This is a genomic window from Pseudomonas sp. NPDC077408, from assembly GCF_050269105.1.
Taxonomy (GTDB): domain Bacteria; phylum Pseudomonadota; class Gammaproteobacteria; order Pseudomonadales; family Pseudomonadaceae; genus Stutzerimonas.
Genome location: NZ_JBNNHS010000014.1, coordinates 32,038 through 47,270 on the forward strand (window position 1 = coordinate 32,038; position 15,233 = coordinate 47,270).

Here is a 15,233-nt window from a genome sequence, read left to right on the forward strand (position 1 = left end):
CTCATCAGTCAAACAGCCCTGACCAGACGAACCCGGGTGATCTCCGACGGCGCCCCGAAGCGCAGCGGCGGTCCCCAGTAACCCGTGCCACGGCTGATATAGATCTGCATGTCACCAACGCGCTGCAGCCCCGCCACCCAGGGCTGCTGCCAGCGCACAAAATGCATCCACGGCCAAAATTGCCCGCCATGCGTATGGCCGGACAACTGCAGATCGCAGCCAGCCTCAACTGCCGCCTTAGCCGACCGCGGCTGGTGCGCCAACAGTAAGCGCGGCACGCCATCGGGCGCGCCTGCAAACGCAGCGATCGGATCGCTTCGATGGCTGGGCCGGAACAGCTCAGCTGAATAGTCGGCGATGCCAGCCAATACCAAGCGAGCACCGTCGTGTTCGAGTTGAACATGACGATTGAGCAACACTGCCATACCCAGCCGCTCAAACTCGGCAATCCAGCTGTCGGCACCGGAATAGTATTCGTGGTTGCCGGTCACCACGTAAGTGCCATGACGGGCGCTCAGTTGAGCCAATGGCGCAATGTCATCGGCCAGATCGGCAACACTGCCGTCCACAAGATCGCCAGTGATAACGATCAGATCGGGAGAAAGTCCATTGGCCCGCCTGACGATCGCATCGATATATCCCTGTTTGATTGTCGGCCCGACGTGGATGTCACTGAGCTGCACAATGCTGAAACCCTCCAGTGCCGGCGGAAGATCTCGCAAGGCGATGTCGCGCACGACTACTCGAGCCGTGCGCCGGGCGTTGAGCACGCCGAACAGAGTAACGGCAGCAACCGCGACGATGACCGCCAGCGCCGAGCCCTGCGCAATTGCAGCCGACTCCCAGCCCAGCAGTGAAGCCAACACCAATGCAAAGGCTCGCAGCAGTGCGAATATCGCCAGGCTGGAAAAGATTCCCATCGCCAGCAATCCGGACCACGCCAGCAGTGCACTGCCCGCCCCTCGCACCAGCACGCCGTAGCGCATCAGTACAGCCGAAAGCACGAGATAGCCCCACGCCAGAACGCTGCCGAACAGCCCAAGGGCAAGATCAGAAATCAGCGTGACACCGACGAATACATGCAAGCCAATCAGCAGTACCGCAACCAACAACCGCCTGTTCATGCAATACGTCTCTTGAGCAAGGGGGGCATTGTTACGCCTGCAACGAACGGGCTGCGTATCGGTAAGGACAAGTAGTTGAGAGGACTTACATGCACAGAAGCGCACCATCTCAGTCGAACACGCCACTTGCCCTCAAGAAGGGTACCTCGCAGCTTTCACCTCACAACAGGCGTACTCGGAATCGAAGACCATCACCACGGACATAGGCCGATCTGGACTTCGCCTCTCGGGGACGGCACAGCCGTCCTGATACGAGCAGACAAGTGACCGAGCGCATAGAGTTTTAGCGGAACGAACCCTGCGGTTCGTGTGCCCGATATTTGGCATGGCCCGTATCCGCGCAGTCAAAAGCTTGCGGTCTGATCTCGGAGCACCAGGCGCACGTCCCCGTCCGCCCCATCAACAATTCATGCGTGCAAGCTCGGACATCCGGCTGCGTGTAACGGCCCACGCGATTGAGGGCGTTCGGCAGCGCTCGGCGTATCCGGCCCTGCAGCCGGGGGCAACCAAACCGCTACATCACGCCTGGGTCAGGCATCGGATCCGGCGGTGGCGGCTCTTTTTCCAATTGTTCAAGTACTTCGTCCGGCAGAACGCCGCCATCATCCAGCTCGGTGTCACTCTCGGCGTCGTCGAGGTCGTTCATTGGCGATTCGTCCGCCAGCCAGGGATACAGCGGCGGATCGCTTGGGTGGGTAGTGCTGAGCATGATGATCTCCTCGCAGGGGTGCCTGCAAAGTTAGGCAGGCCCGACCCTGCATCGTTCGGACCGGTCATCCGTGACGCGCACAAGCTGCTTCACTCAGTAATAAGGGAAACAGCCGATGCGCGCGGTAAGCCTGATAGGTAGAAGTAGACAGCCAAGCGGCTGCAGCACGTGAGGTCAGTCCGGCGGGCCTCGCCCAGCGAGCTCTGAGCATGGCCATAAACCGCGACCACCTCGCAGCCAACCTGGCTGCGGCTGGCTGACCAAGGAGATCCAACAGAACGCCACGCTGGTACGCAACGAGCATCTAGCCAGCCTCGCTTTGCGCCGAAATTGGGCTTGATCGACAGCGCGCCGGCAAAGGTCGGACCGGCGGCATAAGCATTTGAAAAAGCAGGCAGAAAAAGCGCACCAGGAGGGTTGACACACAACTGCGCGGCGCGAATAATGCGCGCCACTTGGCTACGTAGCTCAGTTGGTTAGAGCATAGCATTCATAATGCTGGGGTCCGGGGTTCAAGTCCCTGCGTAGCCACCAAACTCAAGAAAGGGTTCAGCGAAAGCTGAACCCTTTTTTTTTTGGCCGCCGTTTAGCCAACCTCACCGAGAGCGCACCATGAGAGACGATTTCGACAACATCCGCGCCGAGCGCGAAGCACCCTACCTAGCTGTTGCCACTAACGCTAACAAGCATGCCGGACTTTGGAAACAGATCGCGATCGGCATCGTGGTTGGGCATCTGTCGTTGGCGTCGATTGGTGCGGTGGTCTGGATGGTCGCGGCTCAGCTGCTTGTTGGGGATGTGCAAATCGTTGCGCCGTGGGCTGGGAAGCAGGGGTAGAAACCCGCTCACACCGAAACACTTGATCTCCAAACATAAACGCGCGGCCCTCCTCTTCCGCGATTTACTGAAGCCGAACATCCACTGTCTCTAACAGCCCAGCGGCTTCCACGAAGCCACGGATTGGCTGTACTGAAATCGGCGACCAGCCTTAGGCTCAAGGCGAGCACGGCGACCCGGTCGCTCACCGGGTCGCCGCAGAAGGTAACGCTGCCCGTATGTCAGGGCTTCAGATAACCCGTCAAGCTCTCGATGCTTGCCATCCAGCGGGCGACGTGGCTGTATGGCGTGATATCCACACCCCCTTCCGGCGCCAGCACCACGTAGGGGTAGACCGCGCAATCGGCGATGGTCGGCCGGTCGATCGCCAGCCAGTCATAGCGCTGCAGATGATCGTCCAGCAGCTTGAGAACCGCCGGTGACTTTTCCAGTGCCGCGGCCTTGTCCAGTGGATAACCGAACTTCTGCACCAGCCGCGCTGCATTCAGGCTGTGCTGGATCTCGTTGGCGGTGAAAGACAACCATTGCACGATCTCCGCCTGCCCGCGGGGATTGTCCGGCCACCACGCCAGGCCGCCATAAGCGCCCGCGAGATAAACCAGAATGGCCTGCGAGTCGCGAACGACATGCCCGGCGTCATCCAGAATGGGTAATTGCCTCAGCGGGTTCAGTTCGGAAAGTGGCGGCCTCTTGTGTTCGCCATTGAGAAAATCGACGGCTATCAGCTCCAGATCGATGTTTGCCAGCGCTGCGAACAGCCGCACCTTGTAGCAATTGCCGGACGGACCCAGGTCGTACAGTTTCATTGCGCACCTCCTTCGATGAGCTGATTGAATTCAAGAACGTTGCCGTCGGGGTCGCGAATGAACAGCGCGATCCGCCGCGGGCCGATGGGATGCGGCCCCTCGGTAATGACGATGCCCTGCTGGTCCAGCCAGCCCTGAAGAGCCTCCAGGTCATCGACGATAAAGGCCGGATGAGTCATACCGGGCCGCTTGACCGGCGCATCCAACAGCACGTTGTGCGAGTCCTGAGCACGCGCACCGTTGAAGATCAGGTTGATGCGCACGCCATCCGGGCTGAGCATTTCATTCGCCTCGAACAGCGGAAAGCTCGCGCTCTCGACGAAGCCCAGCGCCTGGTAGAAGGCCATCGCGCGCGGCCGGTCGCTGACACGAATACCGATGTGGTCGTAGGCGAGAATTCGGGCGGGGCTGGCTGATTGATTCATGTGCGAAACTCCAAGAGACCTCAGTCCCTGTAGTGTCAGCCGCCCTGCGGGTTTCACCTATGCCGCGGGCCTGACAACATCTATGCAGCAATCGCACAAATCCAGGGGTGGCAATGGACAAGCTCAAGGCAATGGCCAACTTCGTTCGCATCGTCGACAACGGCAGCCTGAGCTCGGCCGCCGATGCCACCGGGCAGTCCGTGGCGTCGGTGGTGCGCTCACTGGCCGCGCTGGAACGCCACCTCGGCGTGCGGCTGCTGAACCGCAGCACCCGGCGCATGGCCCTCACCGACGAGGGCACGGAATACCTGGCCTGGAGCCGGCGCATGCTGGCGGACTTCGCCGACATGGAACAGCGCCTGGAGGCCAGCGACGGCGCCGTCCGTGGCCTGCTGCGCATCACCGCGCCAGTGGAGTTCGGCCAGCGTTACGTTGCACCGTTGGTGATCGGATTTCTCAAGGATCATGCAGAGATCCGCGTCGAGCTAATCCTGAGCGACCAGATCGTCCCGCTGCTCGACGAACGCCTCGACCTCGCCCTGCGCATCGGCCACCTGCCCGACTCGGCCATGGTCGCCCGACAAATCGGCAGCACCCGGCTGGTCACCTGCGCCAGCCCCGACTACCTGAGCACCGCCCCCGCCATCGACACCCCGGCGGCCCTCAAGAACCACGCCTGCATCGCCTTCGCCGCCCAGGGCCGCCACTGGTACTACCGCCACGGGGAAAAGGAACAGGCCGAAGAAATCACCCCACGCCTGACCTGCAACCAGATCCGCGCTGCCAGCCTGGCTTGTATACAGGGCGTGGGCATCACACGGCTGATGCACTATCAGGTCGCCGATGAACTGGCTGACGGTCGTCTGGTGAGGCTTCTTCGGGATTACGAGCCTGAGGACCTGCCGATCCAACTGGTCTACCCCCACGCCTTGCAGCTGTCGCCTAGGGTGCGGGCATTCGTTGAATGGGCGTGTCCGCGGTTGGAGCGCTTGATGCCGGGGCCGGATGAGAGATAAAGGGTGCGTTCGGCCAAGCTGCAGTGGATTCCTCTCAAAGCGAGCCTTGCCATTTCATGCGTGCTCACTAAGCGCCAGACAAACCTGATTGCGCCCTTGCGCTTTCGCTCGGTACAAGGCCTCGTCGGCAGCTTTGGCGTAGGTTAGCGGGCTGTCGCCCGTCGCGGGAATCCAGGCAGCGACGCCGATGCTGACCGAAAAGCGGATAGAACCGGCAGGCAGCTTGAGCTCCAGCTGAGCCACAGCGACCCGAATCTTTTCGGCAATGGCCTCAGCACTAGCTGCACTCATGCCGTAGAAAATTACTGCAAACTCCTCTCCGCCAAGACGAGCCGCAAACTCGTTATCGCGTCGGCTGAACGTCGCAAGCGTAGCGCCCAGCACAGCGAGACATTCGTCACCCACACCATGACCGTACTGGTCATTGATACGCTTGAAGTGGTCGATGTCGAGCATCAGGAAGGCGAGACACTGGCCTTCCGCACGGCCCCGCTCGATCGAGGCGCTCACCCGTTCCTCGAAGCCGCGCCGATTGCTGACGCCAGTGAGCGGATCGGTGCTGCTCAACCGACGAAGCTCCTGATTAGCTTGCTCCAACTGGTGCGTTCTCGAAGCGACTCGGTCTTCGAGCAGTGCATTGGCTTGCTCCTGCGCGACCAACAGCGCTTTCTGGGCGCGCAAACGGGAGGCTTTTTCTCGGTTGATGCGATCGGCCAACGCGATGGATAGAAGCAGGAATTCCAGTACGAAGCCCATCAGTTGAGCGGAACGCACGTAGCTGCTCATGGGAATCAAGCCTGCCATTGCCAACGTGAGGCACAGGGTGGTCGCAACCAACCCTGACCACGCGACGAGGAAGAAACCTGCAGAGGCATTACCCCGCAACCAGACGAGGAAAGCGATTGATAAGGCCAGTACACAGGTAATGAAGCCGCCGTGCTCGATATAGAGGTAGCCCATGGCCCAGGGGTTAACGACAGATACCAGCGCAGCGACACTCCAGTAAGCAATCACCAGATTGCTCAGACGCAGAACCCAGCCGCCTTCACCCTTGAGGTTCAGAAACTGCCGTTCGAAAAGACCTGCTGCGAGGAATGCCAAGCTGACGGAGAGAAAGTTCGAGCGTTGGGCGAACCATTGCCAGTCTGACCAAAGGAAGTACGGACCGTAGCCATACTCGCTTGCGACGTAGAACGCGGCAGACGCCAGATACCAGCAGTAGGAGATATACGACCGGTCTCTGGTGAATATAAAAAGCGAGGCGTTGTACAGCATCATGACCAGCATGGCGCCAAAGAAAGCGCCCATACGCAGGTTCTCGTTACGCTCTTCCAGATTGAACGCGGCCAGGTCGATGAGCCGAATGGGAAGAACCATGGGCTGCGTTGCCTGCAAACGCAGGTAAACCTCAGCTGCACCGGGCGGCAGCGTGAGAGGCAAAACCAGTACTGGACTCTTGAGAGCCCGTTCTGACGGGGTGACAGTACTGCCGGTGCTGACCACCTCCGACCAGCCACCACTGGCCCGGCCCAGCACTCGCGCTTCGACTCTTTCAAAGCTCCAGTCGATCAGGAGCAAGCGCCTCACCGTGTCCGGGCTGGGATTGACGAGGTGAAAACGCACCCATGCCCCCGCTGGCTGGTAGCCAATGTTGAGGGTCGGTTTTTCGTTTGATTGCCATGCACCCGCATAGGCGGCGCCGGCTACTGCGCTGAATGTCTCGGAATCAGGCGCAATCAGATACTCGAGGTTGATATCCCGGTTGTCGAAAGACTGCGCGATTGAAAGGTCGGTTATGGGTAACGCATAGGAATTGGCGCTACCCCACCCCAATACTGACAGGGCAAACACGCATACAAGGCAAACCAGAAGTCGCTGCATGTTGGCTGACGCGCTCGGAAAAGGGAGGATGCGAGTGGTGGCTCATGCGAGACGACCTCTCGGTTTAATATCGACCGATCGCCGCGCAGCTTGATAGCTGCGAACGCAACCACAGCACATCGCCCCCAAATCCAGGCCATTAGTTGAACGTCAGCTTCGCCCCCGCATAAATCGTCCGCCCTGGAGCAGGCTCGTAGTAGCGGCCGAAGTTATCGTTGATGCGCAGGTTGTCGTAGTAGTTGCGGTCCAACAGGTTGTCGATGCCGATGTAGGGCTCCCATCGCTGATCGCCCCACACCATCCGCCAGCCCAGGCGGGCGTTGGTTACCGCGTAGCCGGCGACCCGGTCGAGGTTGGCGTTGTCCGCGTACTGATGGTCGTAGGCATTGACGTTGACTCGTGCATACCAGTCGTCACGGTCATAGCTGACTTCGGCGAACAGGCTCTGCCTCGGAATCCCCGGGATGCGGTTGCCGCCGTAGCTCTCGAACTGGTCGAAACGGTAGCGGTTGTAGCTCCAGGCACCGGTCAATCGCCAGTAGTGTCCCAGCAACCAATCCCCGCTGAGTTCGACACCGTCGCGGCTTGAACGCCCCGCGTTGGTGTAGAAGGTGCGTCCGTCGACTTCCGGGACCAGCTCGTCTTCGATGCGCATGCTGTAGAGCACCGCTTCGTAGCGCAATCCCGGGTGCTCGCCCTTGAAGCCTATTTCGCGGTTGACCGACTGTGCAGCGCCGAGCGATGGGTTGAAGCCGCCCCCGGTTGGGTTGGCCATTTCGTTGATGGTCGGCGTCTCGAAGGATGTCGCATAACGCACGTACGCCACATGATGGGCGTCCAGTTGTCGGCTTAGCCCCAAGCTGTAGTTCCAGTCATCCAGGTTGCGCTCGCCCGAGGCATCGCCGTCGTTCAGATAGAGGTCCTTGGCCTCGAGCCGCACGCTGTCATAGCGCACGCCAGCGGTGAGCAGCCAGGCGTCGCCGAGGCTCAGCTGATCTTCGATAAACACACCCCGGCTGTCCGCCGTTTCGCGCTGACGCTGAGTCAGGGCGCCGGTGATGCCGCCGGGCAGGTTGTCGTTGCGCGAGCGCTCATCCCGCTGGCTTTCCAGGTCCATCCCAACGGTCAACTGATGTGGCAGGCCCGCCAGTTCCCGGTTAAAGGTGCGTTGGGCACCCACTCCGGCAAACCAGCGGTCGTAGGCTGTCTGGCCGTTGTTCTGCAACGGGAGACGGTTGCTGAACTCGCGCTGGCCGTAATAACTGCGCAACTGGTAGGTATCGCCGCCTGCAGCCTGGCCATCCCAGACCAGCGAGAGGCGCTGCTGCTCGACAGTTTCGTCAGCATCGAACTGAAGGCTCTGCGGCCGCGCCTGGGAACGGTCCGCCCGGACCTGGTCCAGGTTCAGACCACCGGGATCTTCGGCTCGGTTGTCGATCGCATGCAGGGTGAGGCCGAGCGTGCCGCCCTCCCCTTGCCAGCGCAGCTTGCCGGTGAGGTGGTTGGTTTCAGCGGTACCGTGCGTGCGGTAGCCGTCGAGCTGTGTGGCGTTGACGGCGAGCAAGGCGCCCAGTGATCCGGCGCTGCCACTGGTTTCCGCGCGCATGCGGCGATAGCCCAGCTCGCCGCCGGTCACCTCGACCTGCGTGAACGGTGTATCCCCTGGCTGCCGCGTCTGGATCGCCAGGACGCCACCGGCGGCATTGCCGTAAATGGTCGACGAGGGTCCGCGGATCACCTCGATGCGCTCCACCAACGACGTATCCAGCCCATCCATTTCGGTCTGCCCGTCAGGCATGGTCAGGGGCACCCCGTCGACCAGCACCCGCACGCCACGAACGCCAAAACTGGAACGGGAACCAAAGCCGCGAATAGACAAGCGCATGCCCTGGGACAGGTTGTAGCGGCTCTGCGAAAGCGCGCCCGGCACAGGCCCGAGCAAGCTGTCGAGGGTGAGCAACTGCTCGCCCGGATGGTCCTGCGCCGACACGGCGGATACTGCCATCGGCAGGGTAAACCAGTCGGATTCGGCTCGCGGCGAGCTCACCAACAGGGGATCAAGGGTGAGCGGTTCGCCCGTCTGCGCGAGCAATGGTCCGGTAGCCAACAAGAGCGATCCGGCAAGTAAGAGTCGATACATGGTTGAACCTTGTTGTTATGAAGTGACGTGGCTGTCGCCAACCGCTGTTGCCAGGCAAATTGCTCAATTGCCCTGGCCAAGAGGACGCGATTGGGCAGCCTCGGGAACAGGCACACCGGAACGCGCGTTCAAAGTACAGAAACCACTCGATGCGGAAAACCCTGCAAAGGCTGTGCGTCTGTAAGGCAACGCACATGCCAGGCAAGCCTGAAGACGTTACCCGTTGCCGTTTACGCCTCCGCAACGGCTTGCCAGCCGCCAGTCCTGCTGCCTCGGCAGGCCATTCTCAATCGCCGCCTCTGCATCCAGACTGCGGAAAACAGGCTGGGAGGCGCGCGCCTTTGTCGCAGCCGCGCGACAGTTGTCGCAGCCCCGCAACGGTTTGGTTGCGACAAGCCGCGTAAGGCGCGGCGACCGCGACCCGCGCCAGCCAGCGTCATAGCTGGCTTTGCAGCCATATCGGAACGGCTGGCACAGCGGTTGCTCTCCCTGAAAGACCTGCCCCACGGGGCGGCCAGACCAATAACAAGAGAGAGCCTGCGATGAAGCACCTAGATCCCTACCTGGGCCGACGGCCCACCACACTGCTTGGCGCCAGCCTTGCCGCCCTGCTGTCCCTCCCGCTGCACGCCGCCGAAGTCGACGGCAAACGCATCGCCAATGCCGACGCCGAGCCCGGCAACTGGATGAGCCACGGCCGCGACTACGGCGAGCAGCGCTTTAGCCCGCTGAAGAAGATCACCGACGGCAACGTCGACGATCTCGGGCTGGCCTGGAGCTACAAGCTGGACATCGACCGGGGTGTCGAAGCCACGCCCATCGTGGTCGACGGTGTGATGTACACCACCGGCCCGTTCTCCATCGTCTATGCGCTGGATGCGCGTACCGGTAAGGAAATCTGGAAGTACGATCCCAAGTCCGACCGTTCCCGCGCGGGTGAGGCCTGCTGCGATGCGATCAACCGCGGCGTCGCCGTGTGGAAAGGCAAAGTCTACGTCGGCGTGCTCGATGGCCGTCTGGAAGCCATCGACGCCAAGACCGGCGAGCGCGTTTGGTCAGTCGATACGCGCTACGACAAAGCCCGCAGCTACTCCATCACCGGCGCGCCGCGCGTGGTCAACGGCAAGGTGGTGATCGGCAACGGCGGCGCCGAATTCGGCGTGCGCGGCTACGTCACCGCCTATGACGCCGAGACCGGTGATCAGGCCTGGCGCTTCTTCACCGTGCCCGGTGGCCCCGACAAGCCCGCCGAAGGCAAGGGCATGGAGATCGCCAAGAAGACCTGGCACGGCCGCGCCTTTGTCGAACAAGGCGGCGGCGGTACCGCCTGGGATTCCTTTGCCTACGACCCGGAGCTGAACCTGCTCTACATCGGCGTCGGCAACGGCTCGCTGTGGGACCCGATCTGGCGCAGCGAGGGCAAGGGCGACAACCTGTTCCTGTCCTCCATCGTCGCGGTCAACGCCGACACCGGCGAATACGTCTGGCATTACCAGACCACGCCGGGCGATGCCTGGGACTACACCGCCACCCAGCACATGATCCTTGCTGACCTCGAGATCAAGGGCAAACAGCGCAAGGTACTGATGCAGGCGCCGAAGAACGGCTTTTTCTATGTCATCGACCGCGCCACCGGCGAGCTCTTGTCTGCCGAAAATATTGTGCCGATCAACTGGGCCAAGGGTGTGGATCTGAAGACAGGCCGCCCAATCGTCGACGACGAAGCCGCCGCATACTGGAAGGGTGAGAAAAAGGCCAAGCTGGTCCAGCCGGGCTTCTGGGGTGCACACGACTGGCACCCCATGTCCTACAGCCCGGACACCGGGCTGGTCTACATCCCGGCACACATCATGTCCGCCTGGTACGAGCACGTGCCGGATGCGCCGGCACGCAACAAGTTCAAGAGCATGTATCAGCTGGGCCTGAAGACCGGGATGATGCCGGAGGACCCGGAAGGGCTTGGCAAGTATGCCGACACCTGGTCCGGCAAGCTGATTGCCTGGGACCCGGTCAAGCAAGAGCAGGCCTGGGAAGTGCCCTACGTCACCATCTTTAACGGCGGCACCCTGAGCACCGCTGGCAACCTCGTGTTCGAGGGCAGCGCCGACGGCCGTGTCATCGCCTATGCCGCCGACACCGGCAAGAAGCTCTGGGAGCAGCCCGCTGCCAGCGGCGTCATGGCCGCCCCGATCACCTACAGCGTGGACGGCGAGCAGTACGTGACCTTCATGGCTGGCTGGGGCGGTGCCTTCTCGACCTTTGCCGGCGCCCTGTCGCTGCGTGCCGGTGTGCAGCCCTATGCCCAGGTGCTGACCTACAAGCTCGGCGGTACTGCCGAACTGCAGGAACCCGCGCCGCGTGAGGATGCGCCCAAGCCACCGCCTTTGACGGCCGATGCGGCTACGGTCGAGGCCGGCGCCAAGCTTTATGACGGCTACTGCTCGCAGTGCCACGGTATCCACGCCGTCAGCGGTGGCGTGCTGCCGGACCTGCGCATGCTCACCCCGGAAAAGCATGAGCAATTCATCGGCATCCTCCATGGCGCGCGCATCCCCGATGGCATGCCCTCCTTTGCCGAGGCTTTCGATCGCGAACAGATGGAGCAGATCCACCAGTACCTGATCAAGCGTGCCCACGACCGGATCGAGCACGGCCCGAACGACCTGCCGCAGTCCACCCAGAAAACGGCCAGCAACTGACCCTCAGGAGACCGACATGACTGATCCAATCACCTACCAGAACTACATTAACGGCGCCTTCGTCGCCTGCGACAACCACATCGAGGTGCGCAATCCGGCCACCGGCGCGGTGCTTTCCCGCGTGCCCGAGTCCGACGCCGCCACGGCCGAACGCGCCATAGCTGCTGCTCGCGCTGCGCAGAAAGCCTGGAGCCAGAAGCCCGCCATCGAGCGCGCCGGCCACCTGCGCACCATCGCCAGCAAGATCCGCCAGAACGCCGAACGCCTGGCCCGGGTCATCACCGAGGAAGGCGGCAAGATCCAGAGCCTGGCGCTGGTGGAAGTCAACTTCACCGCCGATTACCTCGACTACATGGCCGAGTGGGCGCGCCGCATCGAAGGCGAGATCATTACCAGCGACCGCCCGGGCGAGAACATCTTCCTGTTCCGCAAGCCGCTGGGCGTGGTGGCCGGTATCCTGCCGTGGAACTTCCCCTTCTTCCTGATCGCCCGGAAGATGGCGCCCGCGCTGGTGACGGGCAACACCATTGTCATCAAGCCCAGCGAGGAGACGCCGAACAACTGCTTCGAATTCGCCAAACTGGTGGCCGAGACCGACCTGCCCAAAGGCGTGTTCAACGTGGTCTGCGGCAGCGGCGCGGGCGTCGGCAGCGCCCTGACCACCAGCGACAAGATTGACATGATCAGCTTTACCGGCAGCGTCGGTACTGGCCAACGGATCATGGCCGCCGCGGCGCAGAACGTCACCAAGCTCAACCTGGAGCTGGGCGGCAAGGCCCCGGCAATCGTGATGAACGACGCGGACCTGGACCTAGCCGTCACCGCCATCCGCGCCTCGCGCATCATCAACACCGGGCAGGTCTGCAACTGCGCCGAGCGCGTCTACGTCCAGCGCGGCGTGGCCGAGCAGTTCATCGAGCGTATCGCCAGCGCCCTGGCCGAGACACGCTATGGCGACCCGATCGCCCAGGCGGACGTTGAAATGGGCCCGCTGATCAACGAGGCCGGGTTGCGCAAGGTCGAGCAGATGGTGCGCACCGCCCAGAGCCAGGGCGCGCAGCTGATTACGGGCGGTGCCGTGGCGGACCTGGGCAACGGCTTCCACTACCAGCCGACGCTGCTCGCCAACTGTTCGCACGACATGGAGATCATGCGCAAGGAAGTCTTCGGCCCGGTGCTGCCGGTGCAGATCATCGACGACCTGGACGAAGCCATCGCCCTGGCCAACGACTGCGAGTACGGCCTCACCTCATCCATCTACACCCGCGATCTCTCCGCCGCAATGAAGGCGGCCGCTGGGCTGGACTTTGGCGAGACCTACATCAACCGCGAGAACTTCGAAGCGATGCAGGGCTACCACGCCGGAGTGCGCAAGTCCGGCATCGGAGGCGCCGATGGCAAGCACGGGCTGTACGAGTACACGCATACCCATGCTGTGTACATACAGAGCTGAGTGACCTGAGGTGACCAAGAACCCCGCCCCGGCGGGGTTCTTGTTATTCGGCCGAGGCAATCGGCCAGCCCACCGAAACTACCGAGTCGCCAGCGCAGCGTCACCTGCGCGGCGCGGTGAGTCCGTGACGGTGGAGCTTGCGATACAGAGTGGCGCGGTTGATGCCGAGAGAACGAGCCGCTGACGTAACGTTGCCGCCGTGCTGTTCGAGTGTCGCTTGCAAATGGGCCGCTTCGGCAGCGTCGCGGGTCGTCTCCAGCGACTGCGCAACGGATGACCGCTCTGCCAGTACCGCCATGATCTCTGGCGGCAGGCAATCGAGACCGATCACCACATCGTCAGCCAGCGCGACGGCACAGCGCAGCACGTTGATCAGCTGCCGCACGTTGCCGGGCCATCGGTAATCGGCCAGCCGCTCCATCGCCTCGGAGGTCAGCTCGACCTTTTCATCACCGGCCTCGCGTCCTAGAACGCGACGGATTAGCCCGGCGCGATCCGCCCGGTCGCGCAAAGCGGGCAGCCTGACCGTCAAACCGTTGAGTCGGTAATACAGGTCCTCACGAAATTCGCCTGCGGCCACCATGGTGGGCAGGTCACGGTGCGTCGCGCAGACCAACTGCACATTCAGCGACACCGGCGTTGCGGCGCCCAGCGGCACCAGCTCCCGCTCGGCCAGCACGCGCAGCAACCGCGTCTGCAGGTGGGCCGGCATATCGCCAATTTCGTCGAGGAACAAGGTCCCGCCATTCGCCTGTTCCAGCTTGCCCTTCATCCCCTGTCGGCTGGCGCCGGTAAAGGTCCCGGCGCGATAGCCGAACAGCTCGCTCTCGATCAGCGACTCCGGAATCGCCGCGCAGTTGAGCGCCACGAAGGGCCCCTTGGCGCGCACGCTGCCCTGATGGATCGCCCGCGCGAAGGCTTCCTTGCCGGTGCCGGTCTCGCCGGTCAGCAGCAATGAAATATCCCGATCGAGCACGCGCCGCAGCTTTAGGACGCAGCGTTGCAGGCCTGGATCCTCCCCGGCCAAGTCTTCAAGCGTAGGCTCTACCGGAATGACGTTCAGGCCGCGCTCGCTTCTGGCGCGCGGCGCGGGGGTCGACGGCATACGTAGCGTGACCTCCAGCGCGGACCCGCCCTCCAGCCGTAACGATGCGCTGCGCTGGCCACCGTGCGTCAGGGTGATCAGCTCATCCAGTGACGTTGACAGGACATCCTGAACCGCCTCCCCCAACAGCGCGTTCCCATGGCCTGCGGCCATGAAGGCGGCGCGATTGGCGCCGAGGATCCGGCCTGCCGCATCGAGCGCCAGCAAGCGCTCATTGCCCAGGTCACCGGCATCGCCGCCCAGAGTCAGCATGGCGCAAGTGGCATAGCGCTGGTGGAAACTGGCGTTTTCGATGAGCCGGGCGTACAGGCCCACCAACTGGAGCGTCAGGTACTGCGCCTGCTTCGGCCCGCCACTGTTGAGGCACGAGGCATTGAGACAGCCCAGCAACGCACCCTGTGGATCGAACAGCGGCGCCACCGAGCAACTCAACATGGCGTTGCTGCTGAGAAAGTGCTCGTCCCGGTGGATGATCAGCGGCTGGCCCGCTGCCAGCCCCGTGCCGATGCCGTTGGTGCCTACCAGCGACTCGTCCCAGCAACTGCCGACCAACAGGCCCGAATCCGCATAGGGGCTGTACTGCCCGGGCAGCCGCGCGTCGAGCGTGATACCGCGGCGGTCACTGAGCAGCACCGCGAACCCGGCAGGATTCAGACGCCGCGACAGCCCTTCCATGCCCTGGCTCGCGATGGCCAGAAAGTCATGGTGCTCTTCCTGATGCAGACGGATCTCGTGATGCTCAAGCTGAACGTGGGCGGCAGGTTGAGCCGGGTCGAGCCCGTGCTCGTGAACACTGCGGTACCAGGATTCGGCAATCAGCCGATCCGGGTTGGATCCTCGGTCGGCAAAGTGCGTGGCAACAAATGCAGAGAGTTCGGTTGAAAGCTCTGATGGCGGACGCGCGTTCATGTGGGACTCCAGACAAGGCGCCGAGTCGGGCCTTGCGTAATTGTTCGTATCGGCCGTGGAGCAGCCAAAACCAAGCCTAGCACGGCCAATCCAGGCCGGGCCGCCGCCTGCCAGGTTGCGGTCTTCAAG

Annotated in this window: 11 protein-coding genes and 1 tRNA gene; 5 read left to right on the forward strand and 7 right to left on the reverse strand. The window is 62.6% G+C overall.

What is annotated here, in order from left to right:
• Window positions 1-8: 8 nt before the first annotated feature.
• The gene (locus ACQKEK_RS22190; protein ID WP_499144350.1) at window positions 9-1,124 is read right to left on the reverse strand and encodes a metallophosphoesterase; all 1,116 of its coding nucleotides are present in this window, start codon (window positions 1,122-1,124) and stop codon (window positions 9-11) included.
• Window positions 1,125-1,638: 514 nt separating this feature from the next.
• Complete coding sequence (locus tag ACQKEK_RS22195) at window positions 1,639-1,833, reverse strand: hypothetical protein (RefSeq protein ID WP_045424943.1); 195 nt, start codon at window positions 1,831-1,833, stop codon at window positions 1,639-1,641.
• A gap of 457 nt (window positions 1,834-2,290) precedes the next feature.
• On the opposite strand from ACQKEK_RS22195, the gene ACQKEK_RS22200 reads away from it, so the two are divergent.
• Window positions 2,291-2,367 (forward strand) — tRNA-Met (locus ACQKEK_RS22200).
• Window positions 2,368-2,445: 78 nt separating this feature from the next.
• A complete protein-coding gene (locus tag ACQKEK_RS22205) occupies window positions 2,446-2,670 on the forward strand; it encodes a hypothetical protein (RefSeq protein WP_446697689.1) in 225 nt (74 codons plus the stop codon).
• Between the two features lie 221 nt (window positions 2,671-2,891).
• Here the strand turns inward: ACQKEK_RS22205 and ACQKEK_RS22210 are convergent, their stop codons facing one another.
• On the reverse strand, window positions 2,892-3,476 hold the full coding sequence (locus ACQKEK_RS22210) for a glutathione S-transferase family protein (RefSeq protein WP_446697688.1): 585 nt from the start codon (window positions 3,474-3,476) through the stop codon (window positions 2,892-2,894).
• Entirely contained in the window at window positions 3,473-3,901 is a 429-nt protein-coding gene (locus tag ACQKEK_RS22215; RefSeq protein ID WP_499144351.1) for a VOC family protein, read from the reverse strand. Before ACQKEK_RS22215 ends, ACQKEK_RS22210 begins: the two co-directional genes overlap by 4 nt.
• A 113-nt stretch (window positions 3,902-4,014) precedes the next feature.
• On the opposite strand from ACQKEK_RS22215, the gene ACQKEK_RS22220 reads away from it, so the two are divergent.
• Window positions 4,015-4,917, forward strand: coding sequence for a LysR family transcriptional regulator (locus ACQKEK_RS22220; protein WP_499144352.1), 903 nt, complete (start codon window positions 4,015-4,017; stop codon window positions 4,915-4,917).
• 54 nt (window positions 4,918-4,971) lie between these two features.
• On the opposite strand, the gene ACQKEK_RS22225 is transcribed toward ACQKEK_RS22220, so the two are convergent.
• Together ACQKEK_RS22225 and ACQKEK_RS22230 are read right to left on the reverse strand one after the other, a co-directional pair.
• Window positions 4,972-6,798 (reverse strand): sensor domain-containing diguanylate cyclase, encoded by a 1,827-nt coding sequence (locus tag ACQKEK_RS22225; protein ID WP_499144353.1) that lies wholly within the window; start codon window positions 6,796-6,798, stop codon window positions 4,972-4,974.
• A gap of 139 nt (window positions 6,799-6,937) precedes the next feature.
• A complete protein-coding gene (locus tag ACQKEK_RS22230; RefSeq protein WP_499144354.1) occupies window positions 6,938-8,938 on the reverse strand; it encodes a TonB-dependent receptor family protein in 2,001 nt (666 codons plus the stop codon).
• Window positions 8,939-9,480: 542 nt separating this feature from the next.
• Here ACQKEK_RS22230 and ACQKEK_RS22235 point away from each other — a divergent pair.
• Both ACQKEK_RS22235 and aldA read left to right on the forward strand, forming a co-directional pair.
• A complete protein-coding gene (locus tag ACQKEK_RS22235; RefSeq protein ID WP_499144355.1) occupies window positions 9,481-11,637 on the forward strand; it encodes a PQQ-dependent dehydrogenase, methanol/ethanol family in 2,157 nt (718 codons plus the stop codon).
• A gap of 16 nt (window positions 11,638-11,653) precedes the next feature.
• Window positions 11,654-13,090: an aldehyde dehydrogenase gene (aldA, locus tag ACQKEK_RS22240; protein WP_499144356.1), complete on the forward strand. Its 1,437-nt coding sequence runs from the start codon at window positions 11,654-11,656 to the stop codon at window positions 13,088-13,090.
• 100 nt (window positions 13,091-13,190) lie between these two features.
• Here the strand turns inward: aldA and ACQKEK_RS22245 are convergent, their stop codons facing one another.
• Window positions 13,191-15,104 carry a sigma-54-dependent Fis family transcriptional regulator gene (locus ACQKEK_RS22245; protein ID WP_499144357.1) on the reverse strand — a complete coding sequence of 638 codons (1,914 nt, stop codon included), beginning with the start codon at window positions 15,102-15,104 and terminating at the stop codon, window positions 13,191-13,193.
• Window positions 15,105-15,233 lie beyond the last annotated feature (129 nt).

Bases quoted from the DNA above. Each gene is read 5' to 3' on its own strand.
- ACQKEK_RS22210 (WP_446697688.1), bottom strand. From the start codon at position 3,476: ATGAAACTGTACGACCTGGGTCCGTCCGGCAATTGCTACAAGGTGCGG.
- ACQKEK_RS22195 (WP_045424943.1), bottom strand. From the start codon at position 1,833: ATGCTCAGCACTACCCACCCAAGCGATCCGCCGCTGTATCCCTGGCTG.
- ACQKEK_RS22220 (WP_499144352.1), top strand. From the start codon at position 4,015: ATGGACAAGCTCAAGGCAATGGCCAACTTCGTTCGCATCGTCGACAAC.
- ACQKEK_RS22245 (WP_499144357.1), bottom strand. From the start codon at position 15,104: ATGAACGCGCGTCCGCCATCAGAGCTTTCAACCGAACTCTCTGCATTT.
- ACQKEK_RS22205 (WP_446697689.1), top strand. From the start codon at position 2,446: ATGAGAGACGATTTCGACAACATCCGCGCCGAGCGCGAAGCACCCTAC.
- ACQKEK_RS22235 (WP_499144355.1), top strand. From the start codon at position 9,481: ATGAAGCACCTAGATCCCTACCTGGGCCGACGGCCCACCACACTGCTT.
- ACQKEK_RS22230 (WP_499144354.1), bottom strand. From the start codon at position 8,938: ATGTATCGACTCTTACTTGCCGGATCGCTCTTGTTGGCTACCGGACCA.
- ACQKEK_RS22190 (WP_499144350.1), bottom strand. From the start codon at position 1,124: ATGAACAGGCGGTTGTTGGTTGCGGTACTGCTGATTGGCTTGCATGTA.
- ACQKEK_RS22225 (WP_499144353.1), bottom strand. From the start codon at position 6,798: ATGCAGCGACTTCTGGTTTGCCTTGTATGCGTGTTTGCCCTGTCAGTA.
- ACQKEK_RS22215 (WP_499144351.1), bottom strand. From the start codon at position 3,901: ATGAATCAATCAGCCAGCCCCGCCCGAATTCTCGCCTACGACCACATC.
- aldA (WP_499144356.1), top strand. From the start codon at position 11,654: ATGACTGATCCAATCACCTACCAGAACTACATTAACGGCGCCTTCGTC.